The sequence below is a fragment of the Streptomyces tibetensis genome, from assembly GCF_007655005.1.
GTDB classification, from domain to species: domain Bacteria; phylum Actinomycetota; class Actinomycetes; order Streptomycetales; family Streptomycetaceae; genus Streptomyces; species Streptomyces tibetensis.
Map to the genome: position 1 here is coordinate 1 of NZ_SZVW01000033.1, position 21,070 is coordinate 21,070.

The 21,070-nt window shown below is 71.3% G+C and carries 16 protein-coding genes; 8 read left to right on the forward strand and 8 right to left on the reverse strand.

Annotated elements, in window-relative coordinates; all coding sequences use genetic code 11:
- Window positions 1–40: 40 nt before the first annotated feature.
- Genes FDO69_RS38725 through FDO69_RS38745 form a run of 5 tightly spaced genes read right to left on the reverse strand, consistent with a single transcriptional unit; the run spans window position 41 to window position 5,606 of the window.
- Window positions 41–1,351, reverse strand: coding sequence for a DUF58 domain-containing protein (locus FDO69_RS38725; RefSeq protein ID WP_104788379.1), 1,311 nt, complete (start codon window positions 1,349–1,351; stop codon window positions 41–43).
- Window positions 1,351–2,340, reverse strand: a complete 990-nt coding sequence (locus FDO69_RS38730) for an AAA family ATPase (RefSeq protein WP_104788382.1) — start codon at window positions 2,338–2,340, stop codon at window positions 1,351–1,353. The genes FDO69_RS38725 and FDO69_RS38730 overlap by 1 nt, the downstream gene beginning before the upstream one ends.
- Window positions 2,340–3,536 carry a DUF4350 domain-containing protein gene (locus tag FDO69_RS38735; RefSeq protein WP_104788385.1) on the reverse strand — a complete coding sequence of 399 codons (1,197 nt, stop codon included), beginning with the start codon at window positions 3,534–3,536 and terminating at the stop codon, window positions 2,340–2,342. Before FDO69_RS38735 ends, FDO69_RS38730 begins: the two co-directional genes overlap by 1 nt.
- On the reverse strand, window positions 3,533–4,300 hold the full coding sequence (locus tag FDO69_RS38740) for a DUF4129 domain-containing protein (RefSeq protein ID WP_104788388.1): 768 nt from the start codon (window positions 4,298–4,300) through the stop codon (window positions 3,533–3,535). Before FDO69_RS38740 ends, FDO69_RS38735 begins: the two co-directional genes overlap by 4 nt.
- Window positions 4,301–4,304: 4 nt before the next feature.
- Window positions 4,305–5,606 carry a DUF7847 domain-containing protein gene (locus tag FDO69_RS38745; RefSeq protein ID WP_104788391.1) on the reverse strand — a complete coding sequence of 434 codons (1,302 nt, stop codon included), beginning with the start codon at window positions 5,604–5,606 and terminating at the stop codon, window positions 4,305–4,307.
- 140 nt (window positions 5,607–5,746) lie between these two features.
- Here FDO69_RS38745 and mtnA point away from each other — a divergent pair, with 140 nt between their 5' ends.
- The 7 genes from mtnA to FDO69_RS38780 all read left to right on the forward strand — a co-directional run bounded on the left by mtnA (window position 5,747) and on the right by FDO69_RS38780 (window position 14,988).
- Window positions 5,747–6,895: an S-methyl-5-thioribose-1-phosphate isomerase gene (mtnA, locus tag FDO69_RS38750; protein WP_104788393.1), complete on the forward strand. Its 1,149-nt coding sequence runs from the start codon at window positions 5,747–5,749 to the stop codon at window positions 6,893–6,895.
- A 175-nt stretch (window positions 6,896–7,070) separates the two neighbouring features.
- Window positions 7,071–7,760, forward strand: coding sequence for a two-component system response regulator MtrA (gene mtrA / locus FDO69_RS38755; protein ID WP_193478414.1), 690 nt, complete (start codon window positions 7,071–7,073; stop codon window positions 7,758–7,760).
- A gap of 1 nt (window position 7,761) precedes the next feature.
- Window positions 7,762–9,951, forward strand: coding sequence for an MtrAB system histidine kinase MtrB (gene mtrB / locus FDO69_RS38760; RefSeq protein ID WP_234388288.1), 2,190 nt, complete (start codon window positions 7,762–7,764; stop codon window positions 9,949–9,951).
- A complete protein-coding gene (locus tag FDO69_RS38765) occupies window positions 9,941–11,770 on the forward strand; it encodes an LpqB family beta-propeller domain-containing protein (RefSeq protein ID WP_104788399.1) in 1,830 nt (609 codons plus the stop codon). The genes mtrB and FDO69_RS38765 overlap by 11 nt, the downstream gene beginning before the upstream one ends.
- Window positions 11,771–12,105: 335 nt before the next feature.
- On the forward strand, window positions 12,106–13,029 hold the full coding sequence (locus FDO69_RS38770) for a ComF family protein (protein ID WP_104788402.1): 924 nt from the start codon (window positions 12,106–12,108) through the stop codon (window positions 13,027–13,029).
- A 311-nt stretch (window positions 13,030–13,340) separates the two neighbouring features.
- The gene (hpf, locus tag FDO69_RS38775; protein WP_104788405.1) at window positions 13,341–14,036 is read left to right on the forward strand and encodes a ribosome hibernation-promoting factor, HPF/YfiA family; all 696 of its coding nucleotides are present in this window, start codon (window positions 13,341–13,343) and stop codon (window positions 14,034–14,036) included.
- A 205-nt stretch (window positions 14,037–14,241) separates the two neighbouring features.
- Window positions 14,242–14,988, forward strand: coding sequence for a response regulator (locus tag FDO69_RS38780; protein WP_104788408.1), 747 nt, complete (start codon window positions 14,242–14,244; stop codon window positions 14,986–14,988).
- A gap of 9 nt (window positions 14,989–14,997) precedes the next feature.
- Here FDO69_RS38780 and FDO69_RS38785 read toward each other — a convergent pair whose 3' ends face one another.
- Window positions 14,998–16,170, reverse strand: coding sequence for a winged helix-turn-helix domain-containing protein (locus FDO69_RS38785; protein ID WP_104788411.1), 1,173 nt, complete (start codon window positions 16,168–16,170; stop codon window positions 14,998–15,000).
- Between the two features lie 69 nt (window positions 16,171–16,239).
- Window positions 16,240–16,806 (reverse strand): GNAT family N-acetyltransferase, encoded by a 567-nt coding sequence (locus tag FDO69_RS38790; RefSeq protein ID WP_104788502.1) that lies wholly within the window; start codon window positions 16,804–16,806, stop codon window positions 16,240–16,242.
- 281 nt (window positions 16,807–17,087) lie between these two features.
- Here FDO69_RS38790 and secA point away from each other — a divergent pair, with 281 nt between their 5' ends.
- Window positions 17,088–19,934, forward strand: a complete 2,847-nt coding sequence (gene secA, locus FDO69_RS38795) for a preprotein translocase subunit SecA (RefSeq protein ID WP_104788414.1) — start codon at window positions 17,088–17,090, stop codon at window positions 19,932–19,934.
- Between the two features lie 123 nt (window positions 19,935–20,057).
- Here the strand turns inward: secA and FDO69_RS38800 are convergent, their stop codons facing one another.
- Complete coding sequence (locus tag FDO69_RS38800) at window positions 20,058–20,858, reverse strand: Rv3235 family protein (protein WP_104788417.1); 801 nt, start codon at window positions 20,856–20,858, stop codon at window positions 20,058–20,060.
- Window positions 20,859–21,070 lie beyond the last annotated feature (212 nt).

Here is a 21,070-nt window from a genome sequence, read left to right on the forward strand (position 1 = left end):
TTTCTGCGTTTAGGGCCCCCTTTCGCGGGCTCGCTGTTTGTTAAAGGCGTCCGGCCGCCTTCAAGGCCAAGTACGCATCCGCCAACGCCGGCGCCAGGTCGTCCGGTGTGGCATCGACGACCGTGACACCGTGGTGGCGGAGTTGCTCTGCCGTGCGGTGGCGCTCCGACTGGGCCTGGGCGGCTGCGGCTGCCTCATAGACGGCGTCCACATTTCCGCGGGCCTTGGCCATTTCACTGATGTGCGGGTCCGCCACCGAGGCCAGCAGGACCATGTGGCGCTGGGTGAGCTGAGAGAGGACCGGAAGCAGACCCTCCTCAATGGGGGCAGCGTCCAGGGTCGTCAGCAGGACGATCAGGGAGCGGCGAGGGGACGTGCGCAGGGCGGTGGCCGTCAGGCCCCGGGCATTCGTTTCGACGAGCTCCGGCTCGAGTGTGGCCATCGCGTTGACCAGAGCGTGAAGGACATCGCCCGCGGTGCGGCCCTGGACGAGGGCGCGGACTTTCCGGTCGTAGGCGAGGAGATCGACGCGGTCGCCTGCGCGGGAGGCGAGGGCTGCGAGGAGAAGGGCCGCGTCCATGGAGGCATCGAGGCGGGGTGCGTCGCCCACCCGGCCGGCCGAGGTACGGCCGGTGTCCAGGACCAGCAGAATGTGGCGGTCGCGCTCGGGGCGCCAGGTCCGTACGGCGACGGTGGTCTGGCGGGCTGTGGCGCGCCAGTCGATGGAACGGGTGTCGTCGCCCGGGACGTACTCGCGCAGGCTGTCGAACTCCGTGCCCTCACCGCGGGTGAGGACGCTCGTGCGGCCGTCCAGTTCGCGGAGGCGGGCCAGCTTCGACGGCAGGTGCTTGCGGCTGGTGAACGGGGGCAGGACGCGAACCGTCCAGGGGGCCTTGTGGGTGCCCTGGCGGGAGAAGAGGCCGAGGGGGCCATAGGAGCGGATGGTGACGCGGTCGGCTTGGCGGTCGCCTCGGCGGGTGGGGCTGAGGCGGGTGGTCACGCGGCGGCGTTCGCCCGGGGGGACCGTGAGGCGGTGGCGGGAGGCCGTGATCTCCGTACCCGGCTTCCAGCTGCTGGGGGGCCAGGCGTCGCGGAGCCGGGCCCGGAGACGGCGGCGGGACGGGTTGGTGACGGTGAGGGTCACGTCCGCCGTGTCGCCGAGGCGTACGGAGGTGTCGCCGGAGCGGGTCAGGCCAAGCCGACGTACGGGGGCGGCCAGCGCGAAGTCGCAGGCGCACGCCACGGCCAGCGGAGCGTTGACCGCCAGGATGCCCGTCCAGCTGGGCTCCCAGATGCCGACGGGCAGGGAGCCCAGGGCCGCGAGGAGGGCGGCGCGTCCGGTGAGTGCCATCAGCGGGGGACGGGGACGTGGGCGAGGATCGCGTTGATGACGGAGTCGGCCGTCACGCCTTCCATCTCGGCCTCCGGGCGCAGTTGTACGCGGTGCCGGAGGGTGGGAAGGGCGAGGGCCTTCACGTCGTCGGGGATGACGTAGTCGCGGCCGGTCAGCCAGGCCCAGGCGCGGGCCGTGGCCAGGAGGGCCGTGGCACCTCGGGGGGAGACCCCGAGGGTGAGGGACGGCGACTCGCGGGTGGCGCGGCAGATGTCGACGACGTAGGCGGTGATCTCGGGGGAGACGGTCGTCTTGGCGACCGCGGCCCGGGCCGCTTCCAGGTCGGCGGGGCCCGCTACGGGGCGTACGCCGGCGGCGTGGAGGTCACGTGGGTTGAAGCCCTCGGCGTGGCGGGTGAGGACGGCGATCTCGTCCTGGCGGGAGGGGAGGGGGATGGTCAGTTTGAGGAGGAAGCGGTCCAGCTGGGCTTCCGGGAGGGGGTAGGTGCCCTCGTACTCGACCGGGTTCTGGGTCGCGGCGACCAGGAACGGGTCGGGGAGGGGACGGGGGGTGCCGTCGACGGTGACCTGGCGTTCCTCCATGGCTTCCAGGAGGGACGACTGGGTCTTGGGGGGCGTGCGGTTGATCTCGTCGGCGAGGAGGAGGTTGGTGAAGACCGGGCCGGGCTGGAAGGAGAATTCGGCGCTGCGGGTGTCGTAGACCAGGGAGCCGGTGACGTCGCTGGGCATCAGGTCGGGGGTGAACTGGACGCGTTTGGTGTCGAGTTCGAGGGCGGAGGCCAGGGCGCGGACCAGGAGGGTCTTGGCGACGCCCGGCACGCCTTCGAGGAGGACGTGGCCGCGGCAGAGCAGGGCGACGACGAGGCCGGTGACGGCGGGGTCCTGGCCGACCACGGCCTTGGCGATCTCGGCGCGCAGGGCCTCCAGGGCATCTCGGGCGGAGCCCGGGCCCCCGGTGTTCCCGGCGTTGTCAGTGGTCGGGTCCATCATGGACGGCGTACCTCTCTTTCGAGGGCGTCGAGTCGGTCGGCGAGTGCGATGAGTGCTGCGTCGTCGCTGGGCGGTGGTCCGAAGAGGAGGGTGTGCAGGTCCTGGCCGTCGCCGTGGAGGTGGGCGGACAGGGCGGGGAGCAGGGCCTCGGGCGCGTGCGCCTGGGTGACGGGGACGCCGGTGAGGGGGGCGAGGCGGGTGCGGGTGGTGGAGCGAAGAGCGTTGGCCGCGCGGTCGCGGGCGTCGGTCTTGCGGTAGAGGCGGGCTCGGCCTTCGGCGGTTTCGGAGGCGCGGATCGCGACGGGGAGTTTTTCGGGCACGAGGGGGCCGAGTCGGCGTGCCCGCCAGAGGGCGGCCAGGGCTGCGGCGATGAAGAGTTGCAGGGTGCCCCAGAGCCAGCCCGAGGGGAGCAGGTCGACGAAGCTGCGTTCGTCGTCGGGGCCGGTGGCCGACGCGTCGGAGAGCGAGGGGAGGTACCAGACCAGATGGGGGCGGGAGCCGAGGAGTTGCAGGGCGAGCGAGGCGTTGCCGTGCTCGTCGAGGCGGTCGTTGAGGAGGATGTCGGGCGCGCCGAGGGCGACGGTGTCGCCGTCCCCGCGCTTGTCCGGGATGCGCAGCAGGGTGGCCAGGCGTTCGCTGGGGTAGCACGGGTCGGCGCCGAGGTGGGTGGTGGAGTAGCGGACGCCGCCTGTGTCGGCGGTACCGGCGCGCCGGGCGGCGGGCAGGGTGCAGTCGGGGGCGAGCGTCGAGTCGAGGCTGGTCGCGGGGTCGGCGGTGACACCGGGGGCGAGCCGTTCGATGGAGGCGCTGCCGGAGGCGACCAGGACCGTGCGGCCGTGGGATGCGGCGAAGGCCTTGTGCAGCCGAGTCTGTTGACTGGGAGTCAGCAGGTCGGGGACGGCGACCAGAAGGGTGGTGTCCGGGCCGGCCGCGGCGGCTGCCTCGTCGAGAGTGGTGACCACGCGGGTGTCCACGCCCCGGTCGGCGAGGAGTTCGGCGACGGCCCGGCTGCCGTAGGGGTCGGCGGAGCGCGGGTCGAGTTCGCCGTGGCGGGCGTCGGAGCGGATGACGGCGATGGCGATCGCTCCCGCGAGGAGCACCACGAGGGCGAGGGCGATGCCGCGCGCGCGGGTCCACACCTGGCGGGCGGTGGGCGAGGCCGACGTGGACGTGAGGGTGGCCTCGGTGGTCATTCGGCGGCTCCCTGGCGGGTGTGGGGGGCCGTGGTGGCGCTGCTCGTCGCGAGCTGGGGTTTGGTGCGTTCCAGGTCGCGGTCGAGTTCGGCGATGCGGTGGTACGACTGCTCGGTCGCCGAGCGGCCGCCGTATGTGACGTCGTCGAAGTCGCTGGCGGCGGTGCGCAGTCGGTCGGTGTGGGCGGGCAGGGCCCGGCCGGCTTCGGCCGCTGCCTCGTCGGCGGTGCGGCCGGGGCGGACGTCGAGGAGGGCGCGTTCTTCGAGGGCGCGGACGAGGGCCCGCATGCGTTCCTGGACGGCCTGGCTCCAGTGGCCCTGGGCGGCGTGTGCCTCGGCGGCGGCGCGGTGGTCGGCGGCGCTGCGGGGCGAGTCGTCGAACAGGGCTGCGGACGAGGTGGGTTGGCGGCGTGGGATGCCCAGGCGCCACCACAGGGCGGCCAGGACGGCGACGACGGCCAGGACGATGACGAGCAGGCCGAGTGTGCCGCCGGGGGTGGCGTCCGAGGCGGCGTTGAGGAGTTTGCCGAGCCAGTCCCAGAAGGCGTCGAGGGCGCGCTGGAAGAGGCTGGGGTCGTTCTCGTGGTACATCCGCTTGGACAGCTCGCGTCGGGCCGCCTCGCGCGCGGGGTCGCGCGCAATGGTGAGGGGCGGCTCGTCCGAGGAGCGGGCCGGTGACAGCAGCGAGGTGTCGCCGGCGCGCAGCAGCGTTCGTATGCCGGCGCGTGGCAGCGCCGTTGTGAGAAGTTCCCCCGCCCGGCTCACCGCATCAGCTCCCCGGGGTGGCGCCGGGGGCGGTGGAGCCGTAGCCCTGGACGCCGGCGGCGCGGGCCAGTTCGAGGTCGAGGGCCTCGCGGCGGATGCGCTGGTCGATGTAGAGGAGCACGGTGACGCCCGCCGTGATCGGGAAGGTGATCATGGAGCCGATCACCGAACCGATGCCGCTGACGATGAGGAACGTCCAGCCCAGGCTGCCGACACCGGTGTTGAGCCAGCCGGTGAGGCCGTCCCCGCTGAGGGCGGCGGCGAGGAGGGTGAACGGGATGACGATGATCGAGGCGACGACGTTCGCGATGATCGTGGCGAGCAGCTGGATGCCGAAGATTCGCCACCAGGTGCCCTGGACGAGCTTCGCGGAGCGGCTCATGGCCTTCTTGATGCCCTGCTTCTCCAGCATGAGGGCGGGAGAGGCGAGGGAGAAGCGGATCATCAGCCAGAGGGCGACGATGCCGGCGCCGATGACGCCCAGGACGGTGAGGGCGACACCTGCTCCGCCGTTCACGGCGACGCCGACGAGGATGCCGGGCAGGGTGCCCACGGTGACGATGCCGGCGGTGATGAGCAGCAACAGGCAGATGAGACCGAAGAGTTTGAGGACCTGAGGGCGGGCGTCCCGCCAGGCCTCGCCGATGGTCACCGACTTGCCGAGGACGGCGCGGCTGGTGACGGTGGTGAGCAGGGCGGTCGCGATGACGGTGCCGACCAGGGAGATCACGAAGACGACGGTGGAGTTGAGCATGGCGTCGCCCATGGCGCGGCTCAGCTCGCTGAGGCTGGCACTGGGGTCGTTGAGGGCGTCGGTGCTGGTGTCGTCCAGGACGAGGCCCTGGAACAGGACGACGATGACCTCGGTGAGGACGGCAACGGTGAGCGAGATGCCGAGGACCGTGCGCCAGTAGGTGCGCATGGTGGAGACCGCGCCGTCGAGGATCTCGCCCACGCCGAGCGGGCGGAGGGGGATGACGCCGGGCTTGGCGGCGGGCGGGGGGCCGCCCCAGCCGCTTCCCCAGCCGCCGTGAGCTCCGGGCGTGCGGTATCCGCCGTGGCCTGCGGGGCCGTAGCCGCCGGGGGGCTGGTTGCCCCAGCCCGGGCCGGGAGGCGGGGGCGGGGGCGGGGGAGCCTGGCCTGGGGCGGTCGGGCCGCTGGGGGCGGACCACTGGGCCGGTGGGGGCTGTTCCTCGGGCTGTGTGGGGCCGGGGCGGTCGGTGGGCTCGGCAGGGCCGGACTGCTCCGGCTTCTGGCCGTCGGACGGGGCGGATCCGGGCGAGGCCCAGCCCGGAGTGTCGTTCATCGTCGCTCCTTCACGGTGCCCGTCCGCGGTCGCGGTGGCAGGTTGGCAGCCATCGTGCCATGGGGTGGTCTTCGGGTGACCGGCCGCGGTATGGGCTGCGTACCTTCAATTGTCCGCTCGATAGGGGGCAGACTGACGGCATGGCTGATCAGTACGCGCACAGCGGCGATGACAAGCGGCCGACCGAGATCCCGGCGATCCGCTGGGAAGAGCCACCGGAAGGCCCTGTTCTGGTCCTGTTGGACCAGACGAGGCTGCCTGCCGAGGAGGTCGAACTGGTCTGTACGGACGCGTCCGCACTCGTGGAGGCGATCCGCTCGCTGGCCGTGCGCGGGGCACCGCTGCTCGGCATCGCGGGGGCGTACGGTGTCGCGCTCGCCGCCGTGCGGGGCTTCGACGTGGACGAGGCGGCGGCCGCGCTTGCGGGTGCCCGGCCGACCGCGGTGAACCTGGCGGTGGGCGTGCGCCGGGCGCAGTCGGCGCACGAGGCGGCGCTCGCCAAGGGCGGTGACGTCCGGCAGGCGGCCGCGGCGGCGCTGGCCGCGGCCCGGCAGCTGCACCGGGAGGACGCCGAGGCCAGTGGGCGGATGGCCGAGCACGGGCTGGCGCTGCTGGACGAGCTGCTGCCGGGCGGGGGACACCGGGTTCTCACCCACTGCAACACCGGTTCGCTGGTGTCGGGCGGGGAGGGGACGGCGTTCGCGGTGGCGCTCGCGGCGCACCGGACGGGGCGGCTGCGGCGGCTGTGGGTGGACGAGACGCGGCCGCTGCTGCAGGGCGCTCGCCTGACGGCGTACGAGGCGGCTCGCAGCGGGATGGCGTACACGCTGCTCACCGACAACGCGGCGGGGTCGCTGTTCGCTGCCGGGGAGGTGGACGCGGTGCTGATCGGGGCGGACCGCATCACGGCGGACGGTTCGGTGGCGAACAAGGTCGGGAGCTATCCGCTGGCGGTGCTGGCGCGGTACCACCATGTGCCGTTCATCGTGGTGGCGCCGGTGACGACGGTGGATCTGGACACGGCGGACGGGGCGTCCGTCGAGGTGGAGCAGCGTCCCGGGCACGAGGTGACCGAGGTGACGGCGCCGCAGGTGCCGGTGGTGGGTGTGGAGGCGGGCGGTGGGATTCCGGTGGCGCCGCTGGGAACGCAGGCGTACAACCCGGCGTTCGACGTGACTCCGGCCGAGCTGGTGACGGCGATCGTCACGGAGGAGGGTGTCGTTTCGCCTGTGACGGCTGAGGCACTCGCGGAGGTGTGTGCGCGGTCGCGCCGGGTGGCGGCGGGCTGAGTCGGGCCCTGCGCAGGGTGCGCGGGGTGGGGGGCGGGCTCAGGCGCCCTCGCCTCGCGGCCCTGCCGGAGATCATCTGGGGGCGGGCGAGGGCAGACAGTAGCGCTTGCTGCGACTATGGTCACTGGCCGGTGACCTACCTCACCACTGCCTTCGCCACTGTTATGAGAATGGGATGATGTCGTTTATGAAGGGACGAGTCCTTGTCGTCGACGACGACACCGCACTGGCCGAGATGCTCGGCATTGTGCTGCGTGGTGAGGGTTTCGAGCCGTCGTTCGTGGCCGACGGTGACAAGGCGCTGGCCGCGTTCCGTGAGGCCAAGCCCGATCTGGTGCTGCTCGATCTGATGCTGCCCGGCCGGGACGGCATCGAGGTGTGCCGTCTGATCAGGGCGGAGTCGGGTGTGCCGATCGTGATGCTGACGGCGAAGAGCGACACCGTCGACGTGGTCGTGGGCCTGGAATCGGGTGCCGACGACTACATCGTGAAGCCGTTCAAGCCGAAGGAGCTGGTGGCCCGGATCCGGGCGCGGCTCCGGAGGTCGGAGGAGCCCGCTCCGGAGCAGCTCGCCATCGGTGACCTGGTCATCGACGTGGCGGGGCACTCCGTGAAGCGGGAGGGGCAGTCGATCGCGCTGACGCCGCTGGAGTTCGACCTGCTGGTCGCGCTCGCGCGCAAGCCGTGGCAGGTGTTCACGCGTGAGGTGCTGCTCGAGCAGGTCTGGGGCTACCGGCACGCGGCGGACACGCGGCTGGTCAACGTCCATGTGCAGCGGCTGCGCTCCAAGGTCGAGAAGGACCCGGAGAAGCCGGAGATCGTGGTGACCGTCCGTGGCGTCGGGTACAAGGCAGGGCCGAGCTGACATGTCCGGCGACAGTGCCGCTTCGGCGCCCGGCCGGTCCGGGGCCCGCCCGGAGCGGCCTGTCGGGCGGAAGAGGTCCGGCTCCCGCTGGGGTCGGTTCCTGGAGAGCGGGCTGCTGCTCCAGGGCGGAATGCAGGGCAGCCCGGTCATCCGCCTGTTCATGCGGTGGGTGCGCCGGCCGCTGCTGCCCGTCATGCGGCTGTGGCGGCGCAACATCCAGCTCAAGGTCGTCGTCACGACACTGCTGATGTCGCTGGGCGTGGTGCTGCTGCTGGGCTTCGTCGTCATCGGGCAGGTGCGCAACGGTCTGCTGGACGCCAAGGTGAAGGCGTCCCAGAGCCAGGCGACGGGCGGGTTCGCGGTGGCCAAGCAGCGGGCCGACGAGGCGGCGAGCGGCACGGGTGACGATGTCGCCACGGCGGACGGCCGGCCCGCGCAGAACGTCATCCAGTGGATGAGCGACCTCGTCTCGTCGCTGTCCAGCGGTGGCCAGGGCGCCTTTGACGTGGTCACGCTCCCGGTCTCCGACGCGGACGGCACCGGCGGGCGTGGACCGCGTGCCTCGGGCGAGGTGAACTGGAGCAAGAGCGTGCCGGCCGACCTGCGTGAGCGGATCGGCAGCAGTACGACGGCCGCGCAGAGCTACACGCGGATCGTCTACAACAACGAGACCCAGGACTCCCAGCCGGGCCTTGTCATCGGCAAGCAGGTCAACGACCCCAACGGCGACCCGTACCAGCTGTACTACCTCTTCCCGCTGACTCAGGAGGAGAAGTCGCTGAGCCTGGTCAAGGGCACGCTGGCGACGGCCGGGCTGTTCGTCGTCGTCCTGCTCGGGGCCATCGCATGGCTCGTCGTACGGCAGGTCGTCACGCCGGTGCGGATGGCGGCCGGGATCGCCGAGCGGCTGTCGGCCGGGCGGCTCCAGGAACGTATGAAGGTCACCGGCGAGGACGACATCGCACGGCTCGGTGAGGCCTTCAACAAGATGGCGCAGAACCTCCAGTTGAAGATCAGTCAGCTGGAGGACCTGTCGCGGATGCAGCGCCGGTTCGTGTCGGACGTGTCGCACGAACTGCGTACGCCGCTGACGACCGTACGGATGGCCGCGGACGTCATCCACGAGGCGCGGGAGGACTTCGACCCGATCACCGCGCGGTCGGCGGAGCTGCTCGCCGACCAGCTGGACCGGTTCGAGTCGCTGCTCGCGGACCTGCTGGAGATCAGCCGGTTCGACGCGGGCGCCGCGGCGCTGGAGGCGGAGCCGATAGACCTCAGGGACGTCGTACGGCGGGTGGTCAGCGGGGCCGAGCCGCTCGCGGAGCGCAAGGGCACCCAGATCAGGATCCGCGGTGACCAGCAGCCCGTCGTCGCCGAGGCCGATGCCCGGCGCGTGGAGCGGGTACTGCGCAACCTCGTCGTCAACGCCGTGGAGCACGGCGACGGCAAGGACGTCGTCGTCAAGCTCGCCGCGGCGGGCGGTGCGGTCGCCGTGGCGGTAAGGGACTACGGGGTCGGGCTCAAGCCGGGCGAGGCGACCCGGGTGTTCAGTCGCTTCTGGCGGGCCGACCCGGCACGCGCGCGTACCACGGGTGGTACGGGTCTGGGGCTGTCCATCGCCCTGGAGGACGCGCGGCTGCACGGCGGCTGGCTGCAGGCGTGGGGCGAGCCGGGCGGCGGCTCGCAGTTCCGGCTGACGCTGCCCAGGACCGCCGACGAGCCGCTGCGGGGCTCCCCGATACCGCTGGAGCCCAAGGACTCCCGGCGGAACCGGGGTCTCGACGACGCCGGACTGCCGTGCGGCGGGGACGGCGAGAAGCGGGCGACCGTACCGGCGCAGCCGGTGAGCGGACCGGTGCCGCAGGGGTCGAAGCGGGACCCGATACCTCCGCGTGTCGCCCCGACGGCGGACCCGACGGCGCTGCCCGGCAATGGTTCGCGTGTGGTGCCCAGGCCCGCCTCGGGCACGCGGCCGCAGGACGAAGCGGCGCCGGGGAAGCAGTCCGCCCCCGATGAGGGTCCGAGCGGCCGGGAGGGGACCGGGCGCGACGAGGGCGCCGGCGGCCGTATCGGAGGGGACCCGGCGGCGAGAGGGCCGCGGGACGAGGACAACGGCTCCGCGGGCCCTGGTGGCCGGGAGAGCGAGCCGGGGGACGTGGACAGGCAAGGGGAGGCATCTCGTGGGCGCTGACCGCGAGGGGCGCGGCCGGCACAGGCCCGCGCGCGTGATGGCGTACGCCGCCGGTGGCGTCCTGGTGCTGGGGGGATGTGCCTCGATGCCGGACAGCGGGGATCTGCGGGGCGTGGAGTCCACCCCGCGTCAGGAGACGCAGGTGCGGGTGTTCGCCGTGCCGCCGGGGGAGGACGCGCCGCCCTCGGAGATCGTGCAGGGCTTCCTGGAGGCGCTCACCAGCGACGATCCGCATTACAAGACCGCTCGTCAGTACCTGACCGGCCAGGCCGCCAAGACGTGGCGGCCCGAGGTGTCCGCCACGGTGCTGACCGACGGGCCGGGCGCCAAGCCCGAGGCGGGGGGCGGCGGGGAGGCCACCGGCGAGATCTCGTACATGCTGACCGGCACCAAGGTCGCCACCGTCGACGCGCAGCAGGCGTACGCGCCGGCCACCGGGGCGTACGGCAGGAGCGTGCACCTGACGCAGGACGCCAAGCAGCAGTGGCGGATCGACGCGTTGCCGCAGGGCGTCGTCATGGGAGAGTCGGACTTCCAGCGCAACTACATGTCCGTCAGCAAGTACTACTTTGCTTCGAACAACACCGCGACCGGGTCGAACGCGCAGCCCACGGCGGTCGCCGACCCCGTCTACGTGCGCCGGCGCGTGGAGCCCATGACGCAGGTGGTGAGCTCCCTACTCAAGGGGCCCACGCGATGGCTCGGGCCGGTGGTCAGGTCGAGCTTCCCGACGGGTACGGCCCTGGCGAAGGACGCCGGCGCGCTGACGCCGGACGACCGGAACAGGCTGACGGTCCCGCTGAACGACAAGGCCGCGGGCATCGGAGCGAACCGGTGCCGGGAGATGGCCGCCCAGATCCTGTTCACGTTGCGGAATCTCAGCCCGGCCGTGGACGAGGTGGGGCTGCGGGCCGGCGGGTCGGAACTGTGCGCACTCACGCAGGGCGAGGCCGACACGGCTGCGACCAGGAGCTCGGCGCGGCACCCCGACTACCTGTACTTCGTGGACGGCGAGCACCGGCTCGTACGAATCCCCGCGGGCAACAGCGGCACCAAGCCCGACCCGGCGCCCGGAGCGCTCGGAGAGGGCGAGACGGCGCTGCGGTCGGTGGCGGTCTCGCGTGACGAACACACCGCGGCCGGGGTCAGCCTCGACGGCAAGTCGCTCTACGTGGGATCGCTGGTCTCGGGCGGTTCGCTGGGCGAGCCGGTGCTGCGCAGCCAGGGCCGTGCCGAGAAGAACCGGCTGACGACCCCCAGCTGGGACGCGGACGACGGCTTGTGGGTGGCCGACCGCGACCCCGACCATCCCCGGCTGGTCCTTTTCCAGGAGGGCAAGGGCGACCCGGTGGAGGTGCGCATGCCACACCTGGGCGGACGGATCCAGTCCGTGCGGGTGGCAGCCGACGGCGTGCGGATCGCGCTGGTCGTGGAGAAGGGCGGCAGGAAGACCCTGCTCGTGGGACTGATCGAGCGGGACGAGAAGCCGGGTGCGAAGCCGGTCGTCAGCGTGGCGGAACTGCGCTCCGCGACGCCGGAGTTGGAGGAGGTCACCACCATGTCGTGGGCCGGGGACAGCCGGCTCGTGGTGGTCGGGCGCGAGCACGGCGGGGTGGAGCAGATGCGGTACGTCCAGGTCGACGGCTCCACGCCGGACGTGCCGGCCCCCGCGGCCCTGACCGGGGTCAAGGAGGTCACCGCCGCCGAGGACGACCAGCTGCCGCTGGTGGCGTACTCGGTGGACGGCATCGTCCGCCTGCCGTCGGGTGAGCAGTGGCAGAAGGTGACGGAGGGGACGGCGCCGGTCTATCCGGGGTGAGGCGTGACCGCCCCTGGGGCCGGTGGGACCGGGGTGCGGGCGGCCGCTGCTGACGAGGTCGGTCTCGTCGGGGGCCGTCGGCGTGTCCGAAGCCCTGACGAGGTCGGTCTCGTCGGGGCGGCCGTCGGGGTGTCCGAAGCCGCTCTGACTTCTGCAGGCGCCGCTCGTCCCGGTCTGCCGGTGCCCCCTTGATGGCACCGCTCGTGCCCGGGTTCGCTGGTGACTCCAGGGTGTCACTCGTGTGGGGGATGCGCAGGTGGCGGGGCGGTTGGTTGTCCACAGGAAGTTGTCCACAGGGGTGGCGGGGCCGGGCCCGTCTCGGCACAGTGGTGGCCATGCGGGGGTGGTGGCAGGACCTCACCGACCTGGTGTTGCCGGGCGAGTGCGGAGGCTGCGGGGTGCCTCGTACGGTGCTGTGCCGGCGGTGCCGTGCGGTGCTGAGCGGAGGAGCGGTGCACCGGGTGCGGCCGGTGCCGGAGCCGCCCGGGCTGCCATGGGTGTACACGGCCGCGCCGTACGCGGACGAGGTCCGGGCGACGCTGCTGGCCCACAAGGAGCGGGGCGCCCTGGCGCTCGCGGGGCCGCTCGGGGTGGCGTTGGCGGGAGCCGTGTACGCGGGGCTCCGGGGCGTCCCGGTTTCGGCGGGGGCCGGGGTGGCGTGGCCCCGGAGCGGCAGGGTTCCCGTGCTGCTCGTGCCCGTGCCGTCCGGGAGGCGGGCCGTGCGGGCCCGGGGGCATGATCCGGCGCGGCGGATCGCGCTCGCGGCGGCGGGTGAGTTGCGGCGGAGGGGGCTTGCGGCTCGAGTGGTCGGTGTCCTGCGGCAGCGACGGGCCGTGGCCGACCAGTCCGGGCTCAACTCCCGGCAGCGACTGGCCAATCTCGCGGGCGCTCTGGCGGTGGCCCCGGGAGGTGCCCGGCTGCTCCGCGGTGGGGTGGTCGTCCTCGTCGACGACGTGATGACCACGGGGGCGTCCCTGGCGGAGGCCGCGCGCGCCGTGCGGGCGGCCTCGCATGGGCCTCGGACGCCGCCCGGGGCGACGGGGCCGATTTGGAGCGATGCAGGAACTTCGGCCGTGTACGGGGGAGAGACCTGGGAAAGCAGAGAAGAACAGAACGTCGGATCAAGGCGAGAGAGGACGGGCCGGCGGCCCGCCCGGCAGGTGAATGCGGGCGTGGTCGACGCCGATGGAGTCGTCGACGTGGCGTGCGCGGCAGTCGTCGCGGCCTCACCGGACTCTTTCGAAATAAACCGGAACTGACTCAGATCTTGTGTCGTTGCAGGTAACGAGAGGGCCTTTTCACCGGAACGGAGGTACGCGGCAGTAGAGGGTGACGACATCCGGCCGGGCGAGATATGTTCGGTTGAGAGGGAAAGCCGCAGGCCACACCTCTTCAATCCGAATGCCGTACTGCGAGTTTTTTCATCACTCGCGGCGGTGGAGTGGAGATCTCGCTCTCGGGGGAGGAGGTGGAAGTCACCGCGAGTCCGAGGTTCCGGGACTCACCGGAGCCTGGTGCAAAAGGGAGACGCTCCGCATCGAAGCGGAGTGATCCGGGAACGGAGTTCTGCGTGGACATCGTCGTCAAGGGCCGCAAGACCGAAGTGCCCGAGCGGTTCCGGAAGCACGTGGCCGAGAAGCTGAAGCTGGAGAAGATCCAGAAGCTTGATGGCAAGGTGATCAGCCTCGACGTCGAGGTGTCCAAGGAGCCCAACCCCCGGCAGGCCGACCGTTGTGACCGAGTGGAGATCACGCTCCGCTCCCGTGGCCCGGTGATCCGGGCGGAGGCAGCGGCGAGCGATCCGTACGCGGCGCTCGACCTGGCGGCGGAAAAGCTGGAAGCCCGGCTGCGCAGGCAGCACGACAAGCGGTACTCGCGCCGAGGCGCGCGCCGGATCCCGGCCGCCGAGGTCGCCGACCACGTCCCGGGCGTGGCGACGCTCAACGGAAACGGCCTGGTGCCGACCTCCGAGGAGGAGCCCGAGGCCGTACCCACGAAGAAGATCGGCTCGCTGGAAGTGCAGGGTGACGGTCCCATCGTCGTCCGCGAGAAGACGCACGTCGCAGCCCCCATGACCCTCGACCAGGCTCTCTACGAGATGGAACTGGTCGGGCACGACTTCTATCTGTTCGTCGACTCCGAGACCAAGGAACCGAGTGTCGTCTACCGGCGGCACGCCTACGACTACGGCGTGATCCACCTCAGCACGGACACGATGGTCACACAGGCGCACTCTTCCGACGCGGGCGGTGCGCTCGGCGGCTGACCATGCCGGGTGACAGCGGAACAGGTGCCCCTGGAGCGTGTGTGCGCCCCCAGGGGCACCTCCGTGCGACCACTTCGCGCCCCGCTCCGGCACCCCGGTGCCGTCCAGGCATGAAATCATGGTGACCACGACCCAACCGGTGGGTCGTTGCTCTGGGTTGGCGATGGCTCAGGACTCAAGGCCACAGCCTTCAGGGGGAGGAACGATGGCGGACAGCTTCGGACCGATGCGTGACGAGGATGCCGACGGCGGCGTCGTCGGCATGGGCCCGGACTCGGGGACTCCACGCAAGGAACCGATCAGAGTCCTTGTGGTGGACGACCACGCCTTGTTCCGTCGTGGCCTTGAGATCGTGCTCGCCGCCGAGGAGGACATCCAGGTCGTCGGGGAGGCGGGCGACGGCGCCGAGGCCGTGGAGAAGGCCGCCGACCTGCTGCCCGACATCGTCCTGATGGACGTGCGGATGCCCAAGCGGGGCGGGATCGAGGCGTGTACCTCCATCAAGGAGGTGGCACCCAGCGCAAAGATCATCATGTTGACGATCAGCGATGAGGAAGCCGATCTCTACGACGCCATCAAGGCGGGCGCGACCGGCTATCTCCTCAAGGAGATCTCCACCGACGAGGTGGCCACCGCCATTCGCGCGGTGGCCGACGGGCAGTCGCAGATCAGCCCGTCCATGGCGTCGAAACTCCTCACCGAGTTCAAGTCGATGATCCAGCGCACGGACGAACGGCGGCTGGTGCCCGCACCGCGTCTGACCGACCGTGAACTCGAAGTCCTCAAGCTCGTCGCCACGGGCATGAACAACCGGGACATCGCCAAGGAGTTGTTCATCTCCGAGAACACCGTGAAGAACCACGTCCGCAACATCCTGGAGAAGCTGCAACTGCACTCCAGGATGGAAGCGGTGGTGTACGCGATGCGGGAGAAGATCCTCGAAATCCGTTAGGGCCCGGCCTCAGCCGAGAGTACGGGCGAGTTCCTTCGCCAGGGGCTCGCGCAGGCCCGGCGTGTCGACCCGCTCCACGCGGACGTCCGTGCAGTCCACCCAGGTCGCCGCCTCCGCCAGGGCCTGCGCGACGGCCGGGACCGCCTTGGGGCCGTCCAGCGTGACCTGCTTGGCCACCAGTGTGCGGCCCTCGCGGGCCGGGTCCACGCGGCCGACGAGACGCCCGCCGGCCAGCACCGGCATCGCGAAGTAGCCGTACACACGCTTCTGTTTGGGGACGTAGGCCTCCAGGCGGTGTGTGAAGCCGAAGATCCGCTCCGTGCGTGCCCGCTCCCAGATCAGGGAGTCGAAGGGCGACAGGAGCGTGGTGCGGTGCCGGCCGCGCGGGGGCGTCTGCAGGGCCACAGGGTCGGCCCAAGCGGGCTTGCCCCAGCCCTCGACCGTGACCGGGACCAGGCCGGAATCGGCGATCACCGCGTCGACCTGCTCGCCCTTGAGGCGGTGGTAGTCGGCGATGTCCGCGCGCGTGCCGACCCCCAGGGAGCGGCCCGCCAGGCCCACCAGGCGGCGCAGGCACTCGGTGTCGTCCAGCTCGTCGTGCAGCAGCTCCTGCGGAACGGCACGCTCGGCGAGGTCGTAGAGGCGCTTCCAGCCGCGGCGCTCCACGCAGACCACCTCGCCGTACATCAAGGCGCGTTCGACGGCGACCTTGGAGCCGGACCAGTCCCACCAGTCGTTCGTCTTCTTCGCGCCTCCCAGCTCCGTCGCCGTGAGGGGGCCTTCGGAGCGGAGCTGCTTGATGACCTGGTCATAGGCGCCGTCGGGGAGTTCGTGGTTCCAGTGCGGGCGGGCGCGGTAGGCGCGGCGGCGGAAGGCGAAGTGGGGCCACTCCTCGATGGGCAGGATGCACGCGGCGTGCGACCAGTACTCGAAGGAGTGCGTGTCCCGCCAGTAGGCGTCCTCCACCGTCTTCCGGCCCACCGCGCCCAGGCGGGCGTACGGGACGAGTTCATGGGAGCGGGCCAGGACCGAGATGGTGTCGAGCTGTATCGCGCCCAGGTGGCGGAGGACGCCGCGGACGCCGGAGCGGCGGTCGGGCGCGCCGAGGAAGCCCTGGGCGCGGAGCGCGATTCTGCGGGCCTCGTCGGCGGAGAGGTCTGCGATGGGGGGCGGGGTGGTCATGGCCGCAGAGTAGGGGGTGGGACTGACAAAGGGGTGTGACCTGCAGATCTGCCCCGGCGGCCGGGACGGTCAGCGCGCCGGCAGGTACGGGGCCGTCGAAGGCAGGCCCAGGTCCGAGGGGAGCAGGGAACCCACCCAGGTGTCGTGGCGTACTCCCTTGTTGTTCGTGGCGGAGCGCAGCGTGCCCTCGATCGTGAAGCCCGCGCGTTCCGCCACCGCGCGGGAAGCCCGGTTGCCCACGGTCGCCCGCCATTCGACGCGGTCGAGCGCGGCGTGGGTGAAGGACCAGCGGCAGGCGGTGAGGGCGGCCTCGGTGACGTAGCCGTTGGCCCGGTGCTGCTTCGCGGCCCAGAAGCCGATCTCGCCCATGCCCAGGGCGCGCATCGTGATGCTGAGCATGCCCGCCAGGTCTCCGCAGTGCAGGAAGACGCCGAAGGTGAACATGGAGCCGTCCGCCCAGCCGTCCGGGACAAGTTGTTCCGTGAAGCTCCGGGCGTGCTCGCGCAGGTAGGGCGAGGGGATCGTGGTCCAGCGCTGGATGTCGGGGTCCTGGCAGGCGTCGTACACCGCGTCGGTGTCCTGCGAGCCCACCGTGCGCAGCAGGAGGCGGTCCGTGGTGAGGGTGACGGGGTCCATCGGCTGATTCTGCTCGGCGGCGGGACACGGTGCCATCTGTTTTGCCCTCGGTAAGGGAGTGATCACGCTTTGTGCAATTCGGTGGAGTGGTGCGGCACCATCCGGGGGTGCCGCACGTTGTCCCCTTTGAAGCAGACGTGAATCAGAATTGAAGCAGCGGACGGTCGCCGTCACGGCAGGCCCTCCCGGCGCGGTGGGGTCCTCGCATACGATGGCCGTTGCTCAGTAAGTCAAGTGGTAACCGACCGTCCCAGGCCCGACCGGCAAGGAGACCAACCCCCGTGTCCGTCCTCTCGAAGATCATGCGTGCAGGCGAAGGCAAGATCCTGCGCAAGCTGCACCGCATCGCGGACCAGGTCAACTCCATCGAAGAGGACTTCGTCGACCTCTCCGACGCCGAGCTGCGCGCCCTCACCGATGAGTACAAGCAGCGCTACGCCGACGGCGAGACCCTGGACGACCTGCTGCCCGAGGCGTTCGCCACCGTCCGCGAGGCCGCCAAGCGCGTCCTGGGCCAGCGTCACTACGACGTGCAGATGATGGGTGGCGCGGCCCTGCACATGGGCTACGTGGCCGAGATGAAGACCGGTGAGGGCAAGACCCTCGTCGGCACGCTGCCGGCGTATCTGAACGCCCTGTCCGGCAAGGGCGTCCACATCATCACGGTCAACGACTACCTGGCCGAGCGCGACTCCGAGATGATGGGCCGCGTCCACCGGTTCCTGGGCCTGGAGGTCGGCTGCATCCTCGCCAACATGACGCCGGCTCAGCGCCGCGAGCAGTACGCCTGCGACATCACGTACGGCACGAACAACGAGTTCGGCTTCGACTACCTGCGCGACAACATGGCGTGGTCCCAGGACGAGCTCGTCCAGCGCGGCCACAACTTCGCCATCGTCGACGAGGTCGACTCCATCCTCATCGACGAGGCCCGTACGCCGCTGATCATCTCCGGCCCGGCCGACCAGGCCACCAAGTGGTACGGGGACTTCGCCAAGCTCGTGAAGCGCCTCAAGCGCGGCGAGGCCGGCCAGCCGCTCAAGGGCCTCGAGGAGACCGGCGACTACGACGTCGACGAGAAGAAGCGCACGGTCGCCATCCACGAGTCCGGTGTCGCCAAGGTCGAGGACTGGCTGGGCATCGACAACCTCTACGAGTCGGTGAACACCCCTCTGGTGGGCTACCTGAACAACGCCATCAAGGCCAAGGAGCTCTTCAAGAAGGACAAGGACTACGTCATCATCGACGACGAGGTCATGATCGTCGACGAGCACACCGGACGTATCCTCGCGGGCCGCCGCTACAACGAGGGCATGCACCAGGCGATCGAGGCCAAGGAAGCGGTGCCCATCAAGGACGAGAACCAGACGCTCGCCACGATCACCCTCCAGAACTTCTTCCGCCTCTACAAGCGCCACGACCACAACGACAAGGAACAGCCCGGTCTGTGCGGCATGACCGGTACGGCCATGACCGAGGCCGCCGAGTTCCACCAGATCTACAAGCTCGGCGTGGTGCCCATCCCGACCAACCGGCCGATGGTCCGCAAGGACCAGTCGGACCTGATCTACCGGACCGAGGTCGCCAAGTTCGAGGCGGTCGTCGACGACATCGAGGAGAAGCACCGCAAGGGCCAGCCGATCCTCGTCGGCACGACCTCCGTCGAGAAGTCCGAGTACCTCTCGCAGCAGCTCAGCAAGCGCGGCATCCAGCACGAGGTGCTCAACGCCAAGCAGCACGACCGGGAGGCGACGATCGTCGCCCAGGCCGGCCGCAAGGGCGCCGTCACGGTGGCCACCAACATGGCCGGCCGAGGTACGGACATCAAGCTCGGCGGCAGCCCGGATGACCTCGCCGAAGCGGAGCTGCGCCAGCGCGGCCTCGACCCCGAGGAGCACATCGAGGAGTGGGCGCACGCCCTGCCCGAGGCGCTCAAGCGGGCCGAGAAGGCCGTCCAGAACGAGAAGGACGAGGTCGAGAAGCTCGGCGGGCTCTACGTGCTCGGCACCGAGCGGCACGAGTCGCGGCGCATCGACAACCAGCTGCGCGGTCGTTCCGGCCGACAGGGCGACCCCGGCGAGTCGCGCTTCTACCTCTCTCTCGGCGATGACCTGATGCGCCTGTTCAAGGCCCAGATGGTCGAGCGCGTGATGTCGATGGCGAACGTCCCGGACGACGTGCCGATCGAGAACAAGATGGTCACCCGCGCGATCGCCTCCGCCCAGTCGCAGGTCGAGCAGCAGAACTTCGAGACGCGTAAGAACGTCCTCAAGTACGACGAGGTCCTCAACCGCCAGCGCGAGGTCATCTACGGCGAGCGGCGCCGCGTCCTGGAGGGCGAGGACCTGCACGAGCAGGTGCAGCACTTCATGGACGACACCATCGACGCCTACGTCCAGGCCGAGACCGCCGAGGGCTTCCCGGAGGACTGGGACCTCGACCGGCTGTGGGGCGCCTTCAAGCAGCTCTACCCGTGCAACATCACCGTCGAGGAGCTGGAGGAGGCGGCCGGCGACCGCGCCGGGCTGACCGCCGAGTTCATCGGCGACTCCATCAAGGACGACATCCACGACCAGTACGCGGCCCGTGAGGCGCAGCTCGGCTCCGAGATCATGCGTGAGCTGGAGCGCCGGGTCGTGCTGTCGGTCCTGGACCGCAAGTGGCGCGAGCACCTCTACGAGATGGACTACCTCCAGGAGGGCATCGGCCTGCGCGCCATGGCGCAGAAGGACCCGCTGGTCGAGTACCAGCGCGAGGGCTTCGACATGTTCACCGCCATGATGGAGGGCATCAAGGAGGAGTCCGTCGGCTACCTGTTCAACCTGGAGGTCCAGGTCGAGCAGCAGGTCGAGGAGGTCCCGGTCGAGGACACCAAGCCGGTGGCCGACCTGGAGAAGCACGACGCGGTGCCGGCGCAGGCGGGTTCCCGTCCGGAGATCCGTGCCAAGGGGCTCGACGTCCCGCAGCGGCGCAACCTCCACTTCTCCGCGCCGACGGTCGACGGCGAGGGCGGCACCATCGAGGGCGACTTCACCGAGGACGGCGAGCCGGTGCGCTCCGAGGCCGACGGCCTGACGCGTGCGGAGCGGCGCAAGCAGGCGCGGGGCCGGGGGCGTCGCAAGAAGTGACGATGTCCGCGTAGCGGTTCAGAGGGGCCGGGCACCTGCGGGTGTCCGGCCCTTCGTCATGGGCGGGGGCTGCGCGGCGGTGCCCGACGCACAGGCACCCGCTTCCGGGGGCCTCGGCAGGCCTCAGTCGGACTCCGGGCGGGGCGGGCGGGGGCCGCCGAGTTCCACGGCCGTGCAGCGCCAGCGGAGGTCCTGGCCGAGTTCCAGGCGGAAGGCCATGGCGCGCAGCCGGTCGCCGGCGCCGATGCGGGCGAAGGCCTCGATGGCACCCGGCCGGGGTTCGAACCAGCCGATGTCGCGGACGACGGGGCGGGCTCCACGGGTGCGCAGGGGGCCGCGTTCGGCCAGCCAGGCCAGCTCGTCGTACGCGCGGCCGCGGGTGTGGCGGAGCATCGAGTGGACGGGGCGGTGGCCGCTCAGGACGGCGACGAGGAGGTCGGCGAAGACGTCGGTGGGCAGGAGCTGGAGGACCGCCGTGTGACGTGAGTCCTGGGCCGGGACAGGGGCGGTTTCGGTAGAGGCGGGGGCGGTGGCGTGCGGGCGGGCCGGGGAGCCGGTCGCTTCCGGGGTCCGACGCGGGGCTGTGCGGGTTGCTGAGAGGGACGGCGGGCGCGTGTCCGCAGGGCGGGTGCGGGAAGCCCTGGCGCGGGCGGAGGCCGGCGGACGCCCGCCCGCAGCGGTTGGCCGGGCCCGTCCGCTGCCGGGAGAGCGCGGCGGCGCCGAGCCGCCGGGGAGGGGCGGTGTGGAGGTGGTGCCGACGGGGGTGCGGGGGGCGGCGTACCCGGGGGCGAGGGGCGAGGTGCCGACCGGGGCAGTGGTCGCCGGCGGGCGAGGTGCCGCGGTCGTGGCCGGCCCTCGTGTGTCGCGGTGGGTCGGGGGGTGGGTGGTCGGGCGGTGATGGGTCCTGGTCATGACCTTGTGCATGGGGGGTCCCCGTTTCGTGGGCCCGGTGCATACCGGGGAGTAACTTCGGGTTGGTGATCTTGTACGGGGCGGGCCGGGGTCGCGGCAAGGAAGGGCGGCTCGGGTCGCGGGCGCCGGAAAGTTCACCTATCCGGGTGATCTCGGGGTGGGGGGCCCTTGGATACCGGGGGCGTGCCGGGTGAATTCCGGGCCGCGGGTGGACGCCTCCGGCG